The sequence below is a fragment of the Hymenobacter properus genome, assembly GCF_015694735.1.
Taxonomy (GTDB): domain Bacteria; phylum Bacteroidota; class Bacteroidia; order Cytophagales; family Hymenobacteraceae; genus Hymenobacter; species Hymenobacter properus.
On record NZ_JADQDP010000002.1, the window covers coordinates 830,871 to 845,115 of the forward strand.

Below are 14,245 nucleotides of genomic sequence, written 5' to 3' on the forward strand. Positions count from 1 at the left end.
TTTCCTTTCCATGGCTGAAGATTTGAACGAACCCCTCGATGCCGAGACCTGGGAGCTGCGCCTGTACGTGGCCGGCCAGACGCCAAAGTCGGTGACGGCCGTCGCCAACCTGCGCAAGTACTGCGAGCAACACCTCAAAGGGCGCTACAAGCTGGAAGTCATCGACCTGCTGGTGAACCCGCAGCTGGCCGAAGGCGACCAGATTCTGGCCATTCCCACGCTGGTGCGCAAGGTGCCCGAGCCTATTCGCAAAATCATTGGCGACCTCTCGAACGAAGAAAAGGTGCTGGTGGGCCTCGACGTGCGCCCCCTGGCCGGCAAGTAGTGGACATGGAACCTGAACCATTTCCGGATTTTCTGGACCCGGCCCCGTCGGACGGCCCCGAGTACGTGCTGCACCTGTACATTACGGGCGCCACACCCAACTCGACGCGCGCCGTGCGCAACATCAAGGACATCTGCGAGCAGCACCTGAAAGGGCGCTACGAGCTGCTGATTATCGACATCTACCAGCAGCCCGAGCTGGCCCAGGAGCAGGACCTCATTGGCGTGCCCACCCTCATCAAGCAGCGGCCCGGGCTGGTGCGCCGCATGGTGGGCGACCTCTCCGACCGCGAGCGGGTGCTGAAGGTGCTCGGCATCGTGTCGGCCCTGCCCGACTCATCCGACGACGCGCCCGCCCATGAGTAGCACCCCGCTGCCCCCCGCCGCCGAGCTGGCCCGCGCCAACGAGGAGCTGCGCCATCAACTGGAGGAGGCGCACGACCTCATCCACGCCATCCGCACCGGGGCCGTGGACGCGCTGGCTGTGCAGGGCACCGAGGGGCCGCGCATTTTCACGCTGCAGGGCGCCGACCAGGGCTACCGCACCCTGATTGAGCAAATGAACGAGGGCGCCCTGCTGCTGAGCGACGACGGCACCGTGCTCTACTGCAACGCCTGCCTGGCCGGCCTGCTCCAATGCGACCTAAGCGAGGTAATGGGCCGCGCCTTCGCGGACTTTGTGCCGCCCGCGTTTCGGGACTATTGGGCCGGGCTGCTGTTGAAGGGTTGGGAAAGCAAGAGCAAGGGCGAGCTGCCGCTGCAAACGCGCGGCGGCGCGCTGGTGCCGTTTTCGGTGAGCATGAACGTGCTGAGCTTCAACGAGACGGCCACGCTGGCCGTGATTGTAACCGACCTCTCGGCCCAGCGCGAAATCACGGCCATTCGGGCGCAGGTGGAAGAGCAAAATGCCTTGCTCGACCGCAAAAACGAAGAGCTGAAGCGCGAGGAAACCGCCCGCCTCGCCGGCGAGCGCGCCGCCGCCGAAGCCAGCCGCCTGCTGGAAGGCATCTCGCAGATAGCCTGGACCGTGGACCCCAGCGGCGCCAACACCTACCGCAACCGCCGCTGGTACGACTACATCGGCGTGGCGCCCGGCGAGGGGCCCAGCATTGGCCGGGCCTGGCGCGAGCGCCTGCACCCCGACGACGCCCCCGCCACCCTGGCCCGCTGGAACGAGAGCCTGCGCACCGGGGCGCCGTTTGAGGTGGAATGCCGCATTCGCAACGCCGACGGCGACTACCGCTGGATGCTGGGCCGGGCCCAGCCCTCGCGCAACGCGCAGGGCGAAGTGCTGCAGTGGATTGGCACCTACACCGACATCCACGAGCACAAGCTGGCCCTCGAGCGCATCGACCAGGGCCAGCGCGAACTGCTCAACTACAACGAGCAGCTCACCCGCGTGAACGTGGACCTTGACAACTTCATCTACACCGCCTCGCACGACCTCAAGGCCCCTATCAGCAACATCGAGGGCCTGCTCGATGCCCTGCTGACGGAGCTACCGGCCGAAACCGTGGCGCGCGAGCCCGTGCAGCCCATTCTGCACCTCATGCAGGACTCGGTGAACCGCTTCAAGCGCACCATTGAGCTCCTCACCGACGTGAGCAAGCTGCAGAAGGAGCACGGCCTGCCCACCGAGCCCGTGGACCTGGCCGCCGTGGTGCGCGACGTGCGCCTCGACCTCGAGCCGCTGCTGCAAAGCACCGGCGCGCAGCTGGAAGTGGACGTGGCCGCCGCCCCTGCGGTGATGTTTTCGGAGAAAAACCTGCGCTCGGTGGTGTTCAACCTGCTCTCAAACGCCCTTAAGTACCGCGCCCCGGGGCGGCAGCCGCAGGTGCACCTGCGCGCCCGCCCCGAGGGCGCCGGCGTGGTACTAGAAGTGCAGGACAACGGCCTGGGCCTCGACGCAGCCAGCGAGCAGAAGCTGTTTGGCATGTTTCAGCGCTTTCACGACCACGTAGAGGGCTCGGGCATTGGGCTTTACATGGTGAAGAAGATGGTGGAAAACGCCGGTGGGCGCATCAGTGTGAGCACTAATCTCGGAATTGGCACTACCTTTTCGGTGCTTTTCAACCGCTAGTCCGCGGCTTCTGCGTCTTGTGCTAAACTTGTTTTCCGGCTGCCTATGCCTTTGCAAAAGCTTACTTGTGTGCTGCTGGTCGACGACGACCAGACGACCAACTACCTCAACCAGCTGCTGATAAACCGGCTGGAAATCACCGACAAGCTGCTCATCGCCCTCAATGGCCAGGAGGCGCTGGACCTGGTGCAAGCCCATTGCCACGAAGCCACGCCCGACTGCCCGGCCCTGATACTGCTCGACGTGAAAATGCCGGTGATGGACGGTTTTCAGTTTCTGGAAGCCTATGACAAGCTACCGCTGCCCGAAAAAGCGGCTATCATCATTGTGATGCTCACCACCTCGCTGCACCCGCAGGACGTGGACCGCGTGCGCCGCCTCAACATCGGCGGCTTCCTGAACAAGCCGCTGACCAAGGAAAAGCTGAACGACGTGCTGAAAAACCATTTCAACCGCCATCTGCCGGAGTAAACATGCTACGCCTCGTCCGCACTACCTCCGATGATGCCGATTTCCGCGCCCTCGTGCAGCTGCTCGACCAGGACCTGGCGCGCCGCGACGGGGCCGAGCACGCCTTCTACGCCCAGTTCAACAAGATTGACAAAATCAACCACGTAGTGGTGGCTTACCAAGGCGATGAGCCCGTGGGCTGCGGCGCCATCAAGCAGTTTGAGGTCAGCCAGATGGAAGTCAAGCGCATGTTTGTGCTGCCTGCGCACCGGGGCACCGGCGTGGCCCCCGCCGTGCTGGCCGAGCTGGAACGTTGGGCCCGGGAGCTGGGCTGCGCCGCCTGCGTGCTCGAAACGGGCAAAAAGCAGCCTGAGGCCATTCGGCTTTACGAGAAAAGCGGCTACGCCCACACGCCCAACTACGGCCAGTACATTGGGGTAGAAAACAGCGTGTGCTTGCGCAAGCAACTGCTATAGCGCCTACCGCGCCATGCCCTCCCGCGAGCGGTGCAGCGAGGAGTTGCGAATCACCAGCTCAGGCTTGAGCATGAGGTGGGGCGGCGTGTAGGCCGGGCCGCGCTTGAGCAGCTGCAGAAACAGCCGCACCGCGGTTTCGCCCATTTGCTCGGGGCGTTGGTCGATGACGGTGATTTGCGGCTGCGTCATGGCCGTGAAGGGGTCGTTGCTGAAGCAGGCCACGGCCAGGTCCTGGGGCACGCGCAGGCCTTGGTCGCGCAGCACTTCCATGGCGCCCACCGTGGGGATGGCGTAGGCGGCAAACACGGCATCGAGGCCGGCGTCGAGGGCCAGCAGGTGCTGCATGCCCAGGCGGCCGGCCTCGTGGGTGAGAGCCGGCAGGGAATAAGTCCATTCCTCCTGGTATTCGAGGCCGTGGGCGCGCAGGGCTTCGCGGTAGCCCAGGTAGCGGTTGCGGCTGGTGTTGAGGTGTTGCGGCCCGGCTAGGTGGGCAATGCGCGTGCAGCCCTGCGCAATGAGGTGCGCCACGGCCTGGTAGGCGCCCTGAAAATCGTCGAGGATGACGGCCATGCTGTTCGGCAGCTCGGGCACGCGGTCGAAAAACACCAGCGGAATGCCCTGGCGGCGCACCTGCTCGAAGTGCTGCACTTCGCCGTGCGTGGTAGCCGACACCGAAATGAGAATGCCCTCTACCTGCGCATCGAGAAAGGTTTCGATGTTGCGCTGCTCGCGCTGCACGTCCTCGTTGCTCTGGCACATGAGCACGTTGAAGCCTTCGCGGGTGGCCACTTTCTCGATGCCGTTGAGCACGGCCGGAAAAAAGTAGCCCTTGATGTGGGGCACCACCACGCCCAGCGTCTTGCTGTGGCCTTTGCGCAGGGCAGCGGCTAGCTGGTTGGGACGGTAGCTGAGCTGCTGGGCCAGCTCGCGCACCCGTTGCTTGGTGCTTTCGCTGATGTCCTTGTGGTCGGCCAGCGCCCGCGAAACCGTTGAGATGGAAAGGTTAAGCTGCTGGGCTAAGTCGCGGATGGACGTTTGTTGTTTTTTTGCAGGCATAGGTCAGAACATCAAGAGCACAAGGAGAACTAGCGCCGTCGGCAAGGGCCAACGGGTGCACACTGCCCAAAATAGCCCCGAAACGCGAGCCGGCAAGCCCGCACCTACTCAGGCCGCGGTGCGATGGCGGCTGCCGCGCAGCCCGTACCACACAATGTAGGCGTAGCACAGCACTGGCAGCAGCAAGGCCACGCGCAGGCCGTGGTGGTCGGCCACGAAGCCGAACAGCATGGGCACCAGCGCCCCGCCTACCACGGCCGTGCACAGCAGCCCCGAGCCCGCCTCGGTATGGCGCCCCAGCCCGGCCAGCGCCAGTGGGAATATCACCGGCCACATGATGGAATTCATCAAGCCCACGGCCAGCAGGCTCCACATGGCGACGGCCCCGGTGGTATTAATGGAAATGAGCACCAGAATGACCGCCATGACGGCGTTGAAAGCAAGCACTTTGGCCGGCGTAAACTTATTGAGCGCATAGGCCCCCAGAAAGCGCCCCACCATGGCCCCGCCCCAGTACAGCGACACGCGCGGGCCCGCGTCGGCCAGGCTGAGGCCCATCACATCGGGCAGGGTGAGGTAGTTGGCAATGTGCGAGCCGATGGCTACCTCGGCGCCCACGTACACAAAAATGCCCACCACGCCCAGCACCAGGTGCCGGTAGTGCCAGGCCCGCACCGAATCGGCGGCCACGTCGGCCACCTGTTCGGTGGGGGGCTCAATCTGAGGGAGGTGCACCCGGCTCAGCAGCAGGCTGATGAGCAGCAGCGCAGTGCCAATGACGAGGTAAGGAACCTGTACGGCTGTCACGTCGATGGCGGCCGCGCTGCCTGAGGTGGTCAGCTTGGGCAGGTGGCTCAGAATAAGGGCCGTGCCCAGCAGCGGGGCCAGCGTGGTGCCCAGCGAGTTGAACGCCTGCGTGAGCGTGAGCCGGGCCGAAGCCGAGCGCGCCGGCCCCAGAATGGCCACGTACGGATTGGCCGCCACCTGCAGCACCGTGATGCCGGAAGCCAGCACGAACAGCGCCCCCAGAAACAGCCCGTATACCCGCTGCGCCGCCGCCGGATAAAACAAATACGCCCCTAGCGCCGCCACCGCAAACCCGATGAGCATGCCCCGCTTGTAGCCCACGCGCGCCACCAGCCACCCGGCCGGAATGCTCATGAAAAAATAAGCCCCGAAAAAGCACAGATTGATGAGGTTGGCCTGTGCGAAGCTCAACTGAAAAATGGCCTTCAGGTAGGGGATGAGGATGTCGTTGAGGCAGGTGATGAAGCCCCACAGGAAAAACAGCGTGGTTACGGCGCTCAGGGCCGTGGTGTAGCGCGGCGTGCCCTCGTCGGTGGCAGGTGGGGTGGGTAGGGTGGGAGCGATGGAGGCCATGAAGCAGGGCAGGGAGGAATACGACGTAGGAAAAGGCAGAATAACTGGCGGTTGCGCCCCGGTTTTGCGTAAACAAACCGGCGGGGTACCTGCCGCGCAAAGATGGTCGGAAATCGGCTGCGCCGGCCTAATCGTTTTAGGAACTTTACCTTTGCCCTTTATTCCCGAGCCAAAATGAGCGAAAAGGTGAAAAAACGCACGCTAATCAGCGACATCGCCGCCCACCTGGAAGTGTCCATCGCCACCGTGTCGCTGGTGCTGAACGGCAAGGCCAAGCAGAGCCGCATCAGCGACGCCGTGGCCGAGCGGGTGCTGGCCTACGTGAAGGAAGTGGGCTACAAGCCCAACCACCTGGCCAAAAGCCTGCGCACCGGCAAAACCCACGTCATCGGGCTGGTGGTGGAAGACATTGCCAATCCGTTTTTTGCCACCGTGGCGGCTCTCATCGAGCGGCAGGCCTTCGAGCGCGGCTACCGCATCATTTACTGCAGCACCAACAATGACACCGCGCGGGCCCAGGAGCTGATTTCCATGTTCCAGGAGCGGCACGTGGATGGCTACATCGTGGTGCCCGCCGCCGATATTGAGCAGCAGCTCACCGAGATTCTGCGCGAACACACGCCCACGGTGCTGTTCGACCGCTACCTGCCCGGCTTGCCCACCAACTACGTGGTGGTTGACGGCGCCCAAGGCATCTACGACGCCACCTCCCATTTGCTCGAACAGGGATTCTCGAACATTGCCTTCGTCACCACCGACTCGGCTCAAACCCAGATGCAGGACCGCCTCGCCGGCTACCAGCGTGCCGTGCAGGAGCACCAACTGCCCCAAACCGTGAAGCACGTGGCCGTGAGCAAAGACCGCGAAGCCGTGCTGGCCGACCTCATGGCCTTCATCGACGAGCATCGGCAGTGCGATGCCCTCATCTTCTCCACCAACTACCTCAGCATCTACGGCCTGGAAGCCATTTCCCGCCTTGGCTTGCGCATCCCCGACGACCTAGCCGTCATTTCCTACGACGACCACGACCTGTTCCGGCTCTATACCCCAGCCATCACAGTGATTGCCCAGCCCGTGGAAAGCATCGCCAAAAACGTCATCGACATCCTGCTGGCCGAACTCACACAGTGCGCCAGTCCGGCCCCACGGGCCCTGCAGCAGGTGGTGCTGCCCCCGACACTGGTGGTGCGCCAGTCTTCGGTGCGCCGGGCAGCGGCTCAGGGCAAAAAGGTCCGGAAACAGGAAGCGGCGGGCTAGAGCACACGTAGCAGCGCCGTCTACTTACTATAAAACGGTCCTGCTGAGCGCAGCCGAAGCATCTCGCTCGCGCCGTCTGTCATCCTGAGCATTCTGCGGCTCAAGCAGAGACGAAGGACCTTATCAAGTAAGAACGACTGTCGTTCAGTGGTGATAAGCTGCTTCCTTGGTCAGCATGACAGACGGCGCGGTAGAGATGCTTCGGCTGCGCTCAGCAGGACCGTTTTGAGTAATTCACGCCTGAGCCAAGCGGCTGCTTATTCCTGATTTTTCTTTTTAACCATCGTCAGAATTGTGGCCACGGCCACGGTTTCGTTGGTTTGGTCGGTCACTTCCACGTACCAGCGCACGATGCCCTTGGCTACGTCCTCGGCGTCGCGCTTTTCCTGGCCGATTTTCTCTTTCACCGTCAGCGTCACGCCGATGGTGGTGCCGGGGTACACGGGCTTGGTGAAGCGGCACTCGTCGAGGCCGTAGTTGAGCAGCACGGGGCCCTTGCGCGGGTCCACGAACATGCCGGCGGCCTTGCTCAGGATGTAGTAGCCGTGGGCCACGCGGCCAGTGAAGAGCGTGCCTTCCAGCGAGGTAGCATCCACGTGGGCGTAGAAATTATCGCCCGATACCTGCGCGAAGCTGGCAATGTCGGCCTCCGTCACGGTGTGCTTGTGCGTGGTGTAAGCCTGCCCGATTTCCAGCTCCTCGAAGTAGTGCTGGAAGGGGTGCTTGTCCTTTTCAATCTGCTTGGCCTTGGGCTGATACACTTCGGTAATGGCCGTAATCATGCTAGGCGAGCCCTGCAGGGCCACGCGCTGCATAAAGTGCTCCACGCCGCGCATGCCCCCCATTTCCTGGCCTCCGCCGGCCCGGCCGGGGCCGCCGTGGATGAGCAGGGGCAGGGGCGAGCCGTGGCCGGTGCTTTCCTTGGCCATTTCCTCGTTGATGACCAGGATGCGGCCGTGGTGGGTGGCCGCGCCCAGTACGAAGTCCTGGGCCGTGCGCGGGTCGTTGGTGGCAATGGAGCACACCAGCGAGCCCTTGCCCATGTTCACCAGCTTCACGGCTTCGTCGGTGTCGCGGTAGGGCATGAGGGTGGCCACGGGGCCGAAGGCTTCCACCTCATGCGAGTCGAGGTGCTTGAAAGGCTCCTTGTTGAGCAGCAGAATGGGCGAGCAGAAGGCGCCCTTTTCGGCGTGGGCGCCGCGCTCCTGGCCCAGGATTTCCACGTTTTCGAGGTCGCCGTACACGATGGGCGTGTTTTGAGCCAACTGCTGCACTTGCTGGCGCAGGCGCTGCAGCTGCTCGCGGCCGGCCAAGGCGCCCATGCGCACGCCCTCGGCCAGCGGGTGGCCGATGGTGGTTTGCTTCAGGAGCTTGCCCAGCGCAATCTGCACGTCTTCCAGCACGTCTTCGGGCACCAAAATGCGGCGGATGGCCGTGCATTTCTGGCCCGATTTGCCGGTCATTTCCTTGCGCACTTCTTTCACAAAGAGGTCAAACTCGGGCGTGCCGGGCTTGGCATCCAGGCCCAGCACGGCGGCGTTCAGCGAGTCGGCTTCCATGGTGAAGGGCACGGCCTCGCTGAGCAGGCGCGGGTGGGCGCGCAGCTTCCGGCCCGTGGCAGCCGAGCCGGTGAAGGTCACCACGTCCTGGTAGGTCACGTGGTCGAGTAGGCCCTCGCCGGTGCCTACCACCAGCTGCAGCGCGCCTTCGGGCAGGATGCCGGAGGCAATGATTTCGCGCACCACGGCCTCGGTGAGGTAAGCCGAGGGCACGGCGGGCTTCACCACGGCGGGCATGCCGGCCAGCAGGTTCACGGCAATTTTTTCGAGCATGCCCCACACGGGGAAGTTGTAGGCGTTGATGTGCACGGCCACGCCCTCGCGCGGCACCATCAGGTGCTGGGCCATGAAGGTGCCGCCCTTGCTCAGGCCCACCGGCTCGCCCTCCACATAGAAAGGCTTGTCGGGAAACTTGCGCCGCAGTGAGGCATTGGCAAACAGGTTGCCGATACCACCCTCAATGTCGACCCACGAGTCGGCCCGGGTGGCGCCGGAGCGGTAACTTAGCTCGTAAAACTGCTCCTTCTTCTCCATCAGGTGCAGGGCCAGGGCCTTGAGCATGCGGCCGCGCTCATGAAAAGTCATCTTGCGCAGCTTGGGGTTGCCCACGCGGCGGCCGTAATCGAGGATGGCTTCGTAGTCGAAGCCGCCGGTGTTGGCCAGGGCAATGACTTCGCCGGTGCTGGCGTCGAGGAGTTCCTGCGGGGCGGTGGCGCCGGGCGTCCAGCGGCCGAGGGTATAATTTTCGAGGGTGGGCGTCATGTGGGGTGGGATTAGGAATGTTAGAACGTCATGCTGAGCGCAGCCGAAGCAGCTTTACCGCTTCGTCTGGCACCGGAACCTCACCCCCGGCCCCTCTCCTCAGGAGAGGGGAGCCAGACGGAGCGAGTGCCCTGGACAGCACGACAGGCTTTTTTCGGTTGGTTAAACTTCAAAAGCTACCTCGCAAAGTTAGGTTTCTGCACGGCTCTGCGCGCGGCGGTTCGCGCCGCGTGACGCTACTTGCCACTCAGTTTCACAAGTAGCGGCTTTGTGGCCGTTTCTCCCTCATTTATCCGCTATGAATTCTCGCCGCTTTCTACTGGCCGGTAGCCTGCTTTTAGCCAGTCAAAGCCTTTTTGCCCAGACAGCCCCGCCTGCCCCAGCCGAACCTGCTAAGAAAGAAACCTTCCTCGTGCCCATCCGCCTGACGGTGGCGGCCGATGGCTCGGGCGACTACCGCACCGTGCAGGAAGCCGTGATGGCCGTGCGCGATTTCATGCAGGTCACGGCCACCATCTTCATCAAGAATGGCACCTACAAGGAGAAGTTGCTTGTGCCCTCGCAGAAAACCAACATCACCCTGCTGGGTGAGAGCCGCGAGGGCGTCGTCATCACCTTTGGCGACTACTCCGGCGATGCCGCCAAGCACAGCACCTACAGTTCCTCCACGGCGCGGGTGCAGGCCAACGACTTCACGGCCGAAAACATCACCTTCGAGAACTCGGCCGGTCGCGTGGGCCAGGCCGTGGCCCTGCACGTGGAAGGCGACCGCGCCACCTTCCGCCACTGCCGCATGCTCGGCAACCAGGACACGCTGTTTCCGGCCGTGGAAAACAGCCGGCAGTACTACCAGGACTGCTACATCGAAGGCACCACCGACTTCATTTTCGGCGGCAGCACGGCCGTGTTCGACCGTTGCACCATCTTCAGCAAAACCAATTCCTACATCACCGCCGCCTCCACCTCACCGCGCCAGAAATTCGGCTTCGTGTTCCTCGGCTGCACCCTCACGGCCGCGCCTGAAGCCACCAAAGTCTACCTGGGCCGGCCCTGGCGCCCCCACTCCAACACGGTTTTCCTAAACACGGATATGGGCGCCCACATCACCCCCGCCGGCTGGGACAACTGGCACGCCCCCAGCAACGAGCAGACGGCCTACTACGCCGAATTCAACTCTCGAGGCCCCGGCGCCAACGCCAAAGACCGGGTGAAATGGGCGCACCAGCTCACCGCCAAACAAGCCAGGCAATACACGCTCAAAACCATTTTCGGCGGCACGCAGGCCTGGGAGCCTGCTCAGAAATAGCAAAAAGCCCCGACGCTATGCAGCGTCGGGGCTTTTCGTTTCAGCAGAAGCTCCCGCTACTACTGAGGCGGCCCGTTCGCCTCACGGCACTAGCAGCCAGTATAGCAGGTAGCAGACGATGCCGCCGACGAGGCCCACCACCAGGCCTTTCACTCGCTTGTTCTTAAGGAAAAACAGCATCGCCAACCCGCTCAGCGACACTACCGTCAGGAAAACGGCCGAGATGTCGATGAGCCAGCTCCAGCCCGGGCCGCTGTCGCGGCCCTTGTGCAGGTCGTTGAGCACGGCCACCCAGCCCAGGCGCAGCTCCGTGAGCTTAAAGGTGCCGTCGGGGCGGTTGATGAAGGCATCGGCACTGTAGCCGGGGCCTTTGAATGACACCGAGCACTGGTCGTCCTCCACCAGGAAGTCGCTCACAGCGCCTTTCACGCCGTATTTGCTGCGAAAAAGCTCCACGATTTCCAGCTTGCGAATGCGGGCCGTATCCGGCGCGTTCACCCAGGCGGCGGGTAGGGTGCCGGTGCGTTTGTTCTCGGCCTGCTGCCCGTCAAACCACTCGGCATGGTTCAGTGTGAGGCCCGTGACGGCGAAGAACAGCACCACCGCGAAGCTGAGCATCGACAGGTACAGGTGCAGCCAGCGCGACCACGCCGCCCCACGTTTTTTCCATACGTGCTTGTGCTTGCCGGGCGCGCTGGCATTCTGCGGTTCCTTATTGCTTGTCATTCGCCTTTTTGCGGAAGTCTACCGACGCCGAAGCTACCTCGGTGTTGGCCGGCAGGTCGAAGTGCAGCGGCTGCTTCTTGATACTCAGGTCCTGCTTCAGCAGCTGGTGGGTGCCGTGCTCGCGGGCCACTTCAATGAACAGCGTGTAATTGCCCTGGGGCACGAGGTTGCCTTTGTCGTCCTTGCCGTCCCATTTCAGGGTGTACTTGCCTGGCGAGCGGGTGGCGCTGGTGGTGGAGCTGAGCGGGCTGCCGGCGGCCGAAAACTGGGTGTAGTAGGTGGCGTACCAGAAGCGCATGTCATCCAGCCAGCGGGGCTTGTTATACCACAACGCTATCTGGCGCACGGGTTGCTTCTTCTCGTCCACCACCCACACGGCCACGAAGGGCCGGTGCACGCGCATGCCCTCAATGGTGGCCAGCTCCAGGTTCACGGCCACTTCGTAGTCGGGGTTCCAGGGCTTGTCTTTGGTCACCGTGGCGGGCGTTTTGGCGGCGGGCTTGGTGGCGGGCAGCTCCAGCTTTTTCCAGCCGGCGCTTTCCAGGCGGCGGCCGTCGGCGGTGAGAAGCATATACTCGGCCCCGGGCACGGCGGCCACCAGGGCCTCGCCTTCCGCAGTCGGCAGCACATTCAGGGCCGTGGCCAGAGCGCCGGCATCAGTGGCATTATCGGCCGCCACGGTGGCGCTGATGACCTCGCGGGCAGGCCGGCCCGTGCGCGGGTCGACGATGTGGGAGTACCAGCGCCCGCCAATCAGCTCGCCGCGGCGGTAGTTGCCGCTGGTGGCAATGGTTTTGCCGCTCACCTGCAGCTGCGCCACGGGCAGGTCGTTTTCGGCGTCGGCTTTAGGGTTGCTCACCGCAACCTGCTCGGTGTGCGCGCCCCGCACTAGGATGTCGCCGCCGATGTTCACCACCAAGCCGCTCACGCCGGGCGTGGCCAGGGCCGCCTCCGCCGCCTTGTTCATGATATAGCTTTTGGCGAAGGAGTTCAGCCGCAGTGGCGCGTCGGTGAGGCGCTGGGCCGTGTGGTTTTGGGCGTTCAGCACATAGTGCTGCTGGTGCACGGTGGCCACGGCCGCGGCAATCTCGTCGGCCGTGGGCTGGCGGTGTTGCTTGGCGGCATCGCGCCAGAGCTGGCCCACGGTTTCGGCCGAAGCATCGAGGGCGCCACCGCTTTTCAGGCGCCACTGCTCAAACAGCGAAAGCACCTCGTATAGCTCCGGCGACACGGCCACCGGTGCCTTGCCGGCCCGCAGCCAGCGGCTGAACTCGCTGTTGGCGTCGTAACCGCTCAGGATTTTGTTCAGGCGGTCTACCTCGCGCAGCGCGGCGCTTTCGGACTGGGCGGCGTGGGCTTCCGCGTCGGCGTCCAACTTGATTTCGAGCGAGGTGCCCAGCACGTTCTCATAGTCCGACACATAAAGCTTGCTGGCCCGGTGGGGCAGAAAAGCGAGGCTGCCGAGCACGGCCAGTGGCAGCAGAAAACCGGCGGCGCGGTTTGCAAAGGAGAAGGACATCTTGAAAATAGTCGGTTTAGGATACGGCCAGCGGTAAGGCCATTCAGCGCGAGAGGCTTGCTTTTATCATGCAAGCAAGGCAACCCCACGGCCAAATAACGCCACAAAATGGCCCTTCGCAAAAGACGAGCCAGGGAGTTTGCACGGTTAGTAAACAAGCGCGAAACCGCATTTGCGCCAGCTTATAAGTGCAGGGGCCGCTGAGCTTTAACTCCATGGATTCGCCAAGGTCATTAAACCATGCTGCTAAGCGGATAAATCGGAGCAATATGGCGTGAATGGAAAAGGCCATCAAGCTGCCACGAGAGCCTTTTTCTGTGGTCGTATAAGGCTCGGAAATTAGCTATTCAGCTGGATGAAAATAGTTAAGATTAGCCCTCTCTTGACTCTTTGGCCGTCTATTTGGTAGCTGATTATCTAATCTAATACGTCCTGCATTTAGTGAAGAAAAGCCACCGGTCTCCCGACGGGTGCCCTAATTCTAGTCATCTAACAAGAGGGGCCAAACCCTGCAGGAATCAATGCTGCAGCCTTCGGCCGATACCTCGTGGTTGGCCACTACAAGTGCTACGACTGCCACTCGCACGACTTCAAAACCAACAACGCCCTGTGGCTAGAAAAGAGCCAGCGAGAAGAAGGTGGAAGCATCGGGCGTTGGCATTAGAAAGGACAGGAGAGGGGTGAAAACCGCGTAAAGCAAAGCCAAAAAGCCCGTTCTGCTAACGTCAACAGAACGGGCTTTTAAAGCTCGTAGACAGGCGGATTCGCTTAGAAGGCTACGCCAAAGGTGATGCCGCTGCGCAAGCCAAACCCCTTGAAAGGGCCGGCATCGAATGAATGACTGGCGTCGCCGGCTTGCAGCGTGAGCGAGCCGCCATTGTAGGAAGGGCCCAGGAAGCCGTCGAGGGTGAAGCGGCGCTTAAACACAAACTGGTAGCCGGCCAGCATGCCACCGCCCACGGTATTGAGCGTCGCCTTGCCATCGGAAGTGTTGCCGTAGGGGTCCTCGAAGCCGTCCACGGCGGTGAGGGTTAGGTTCTGGTAGCGCAGGAAGGGAGCCAGGTAAAAGCCCTCAAGCGCCGTCTTGCTATCGGAGAGGTAAAACCGATACTCGGGGGTGAGCGCAAAGCCGGTGATTTTGGTATCGCCCGCGCTCCAGGCGGTGAACAGGCCGCCGAGCTGCACGCTCTGATGCTCGTTCACCTTGTGCTCGATGAAAAAGGAGCCGGTGCGGACCAGCGGGCTCAGAATATTTACTTTCAGCGCATTGGTTTGGGCCGAAGCCGCGGTGCTGAGGCCAAACAGCGGGAGGAGGGCCAACAAAGCTTTTTTCATGAGTGAAACAGAATG

13 protein-coding genes are annotated in these 14,245 nt (G+C 62.8%); 7 read left to right on the forward strand and 6 right to left on the reverse strand.

Annotated elements, in window-relative coordinates:
• Positions 1-10 precede the first annotated feature (10 nt).
• From kaiB to I2I01_RS09710, 5 genes are read left to right on the forward strand one after another with little or no spacing between them, the layout of a single operon-like run.
• Entirely contained in the window at positions 11-325 is a 315-nt protein-coding gene (gene kaiB, locus I2I01_RS09690; protein WP_196286241.1) for a circadian clock protein KaiB, read from the forward strand.
• A gap of 5 nt (positions 326-330) precedes the next feature.
• Positions 331-690, forward strand: coding sequence for a circadian clock KaiB family protein (locus I2I01_RS09695; RefSeq protein ID WP_196286242.1), 360 nt, complete (start codon positions 331-333; stop codon positions 688-690).
• A complete protein-coding gene (locus I2I01_RS09700) occupies positions 683-2,404 on the forward strand; it encodes a sensor histidine kinase (RefSeq protein WP_196286243.1) in 1,722 nt (573 codons plus the stop codon). The genes I2I01_RS09695 and I2I01_RS09700 overlap by 8 nt, the downstream gene beginning before the upstream one ends.
• A 51-nt stretch (positions 2,405-2,455) precedes the next feature.
• A complete protein-coding gene (locus tag I2I01_RS09705; protein WP_196286244.1) occupies positions 2,456-2,875 on the forward strand; it encodes a response regulator in 420 nt (139 codons plus the stop codon).
• 2 nt (positions 2,876-2,877) lie between these two features.
• Complete coding sequence (locus I2I01_RS09710; RefSeq protein ID WP_196286245.1) at positions 2,878-3,330, forward strand: GNAT family N-acetyltransferase; 453 nt, start codon at positions 2,878-2,880, stop codon at positions 3,328-3,330.
• 3 nt (positions 3,331-3,333) lie between these two features.
• Here the strand turns inward: I2I01_RS09710 and I2I01_RS09715 are convergent, their stop codons facing one another.
• Both I2I01_RS09715 and I2I01_RS09720 read right to left on the reverse strand, forming a co-directional pair.
• On the reverse strand, positions 3,334-4,386 hold the full coding sequence (locus I2I01_RS09715; RefSeq protein ID WP_196286246.1) for a LacI family DNA-binding transcriptional regulator: 1,053 nt from the start codon (positions 4,384-4,386) through the stop codon (positions 3,334-3,336).
• A 108-nt stretch (positions 4,387-4,494) separates the two neighbouring features.
• Positions 4,495-5,766 (reverse strand): sugar MFS transporter, encoded by a 1,272-nt coding sequence (locus I2I01_RS09720; protein ID WP_230678937.1) that lies wholly within the window; start codon positions 5,764-5,766, stop codon positions 4,495-4,497.
• Positions 5,767-5,940: 174 nt separating this feature from the next.
• On the opposite strand from I2I01_RS09720, the gene I2I01_RS09725 reads away from it, so the two are divergent.
• Positions 5,941-7,023, forward strand: a complete 1,083-nt coding sequence (locus I2I01_RS09725) for a LacI family DNA-binding transcriptional regulator (RefSeq protein ID WP_196286247.1) — start codon at positions 5,941-5,943, stop codon at positions 7,021-7,023.
• Between the two features lie 257 nt (positions 7,024-7,280).
• On the opposite strand, the gene paaZ is transcribed toward I2I01_RS09725, so the two are convergent.
• Entirely contained in the window at positions 7,281-9,344 is a 2,064-nt protein-coding gene (paaZ, locus tag I2I01_RS09730; RefSeq protein ID WP_196286248.1) for a phenylacetic acid degradation bifunctional protein PaaZ, read from the reverse strand.
• Positions 9,345-9,642: 298 nt separating this feature from the next.
• On the opposite strand from paaZ, the gene I2I01_RS09735 reads away from it, so the two are divergent.
• Positions 9,643-10,650 (forward strand): pectinesterase family protein, encoded by a 1,008-nt coding sequence (locus I2I01_RS09735; protein ID WP_196286249.1) that lies wholly within the window; start codon positions 9,643-9,645, stop codon positions 10,648-10,650.
• Between the two features lie 81 nt (positions 10,651-10,731).
• On the opposite strand, the gene I2I01_RS09740 is transcribed toward I2I01_RS09735, so the two are convergent.
• The 3 genes from I2I01_RS09740 to I2I01_RS09750 all read right to left on the reverse strand — a co-directional run bounded on the left by I2I01_RS09740 (position 10,732) and on the right by I2I01_RS09750 (position 14,230).
• Complete coding sequence (locus tag I2I01_RS09740) at positions 10,732-11,376, reverse strand: PepSY-associated TM helix domain-containing protein (protein ID WP_196286250.1); 645 nt, start codon at positions 11,374-11,376, stop codon at positions 10,732-10,734.
• Positions 11,363-12,895, reverse strand: a complete 1,533-nt coding sequence (locus I2I01_RS09745; protein ID WP_211537890.1) for a DUF2271 domain-containing protein — start codon at positions 12,893-12,895, stop codon at positions 11,363-11,365. The genes I2I01_RS09740 and I2I01_RS09745 overlap by 14 nt, the downstream gene beginning before the upstream one ends.
• A 768-nt stretch (positions 12,896-13,663) precedes the next feature.
• Positions 13,664-14,230, reverse strand: coding sequence for a DUF3575 domain-containing protein (locus I2I01_RS09750; protein ID WP_196286251.1), 567 nt, complete (start codon positions 14,228-14,230; stop codon positions 13,664-13,666).
• Positions 14,231-14,245: the final 15 nt, after the last annotated feature.

Coding starts and splice junctions, on each gene's coding strand:
- kaiB (WP_196286241.1), top strand. CDS start 11: ATGGCTGAAGATTTGAACGAACCCCTCGATGCCGAGACCTGGGAGCTG.
- I2I01_RS09735 (WP_196286249.1), top strand. CDS start 9,643: ATGAATTCTCGCCGCTTTCTACTGGCCGGTAGCCTGCTTTTAGCCAGT.
- I2I01_RS09745 (WP_211537890.1), bottom strand. CDS start 12,895: ATGTCCTTCTCCTTTGCAAACCGCGCCGCCGGTTTTCTGCTGCCACTG.
- I2I01_RS09740 (WP_196286250.1), bottom strand. CDS start 11,376: ATGACAAGCAATAAGGAACCGCAGAATGCCAGCGCGCCCGGCAAGCAC.
- I2I01_RS09715 (WP_196286246.1), bottom strand. CDS start 4,386: ATGCCTGCAAAAAAACAACAAACGTCCATCCGCGACTTAGCCCAGCAG.
- I2I01_RS09700 (WP_196286243.1), top strand. CDS start 683: ATGAGTAGCACCCCGCTGCCCCCCGCCGCCGAGCTGGCCCGCGCCAAC.
- I2I01_RS09695 (WP_196286242.1), top strand. CDS start 331: ATGGAACCTGAACCATTTCCGGATTTTCTGGACCCGGCCCCGTCGGAC.
- I2I01_RS09750 (WP_196286251.1), bottom strand. CDS start 14,230: ATGAAAAAAGCTTTGTTGGCCCTCCTCCCGCTGTTTGGCCTCAGCACC.
- I2I01_RS09710 (WP_196286245.1), top strand. CDS start 2,878: ATGCTACGCCTCGTCCGCACTACCTCCGATGATGCCGATTTCCGCGCC.
- I2I01_RS09720 (WP_230678937.1), bottom strand. CDS start 5,766: ATGGCCTCCATCGCTCCCACCCTACCCACCCCACCTGCCACCGACGAG.
- I2I01_RS09725 (WP_196286247.1), top strand. CDS start 5,941: ATGAGCGAAAAGGTGAAAAAACGCACGCTAATCAGCGACATCGCCGCC.
- paaZ (WP_196286248.1), bottom strand. CDS start 9,344: ATGACGCCCACCCTCGAAAATTATACCCTCGGCCGCTGGACGCCCGGC.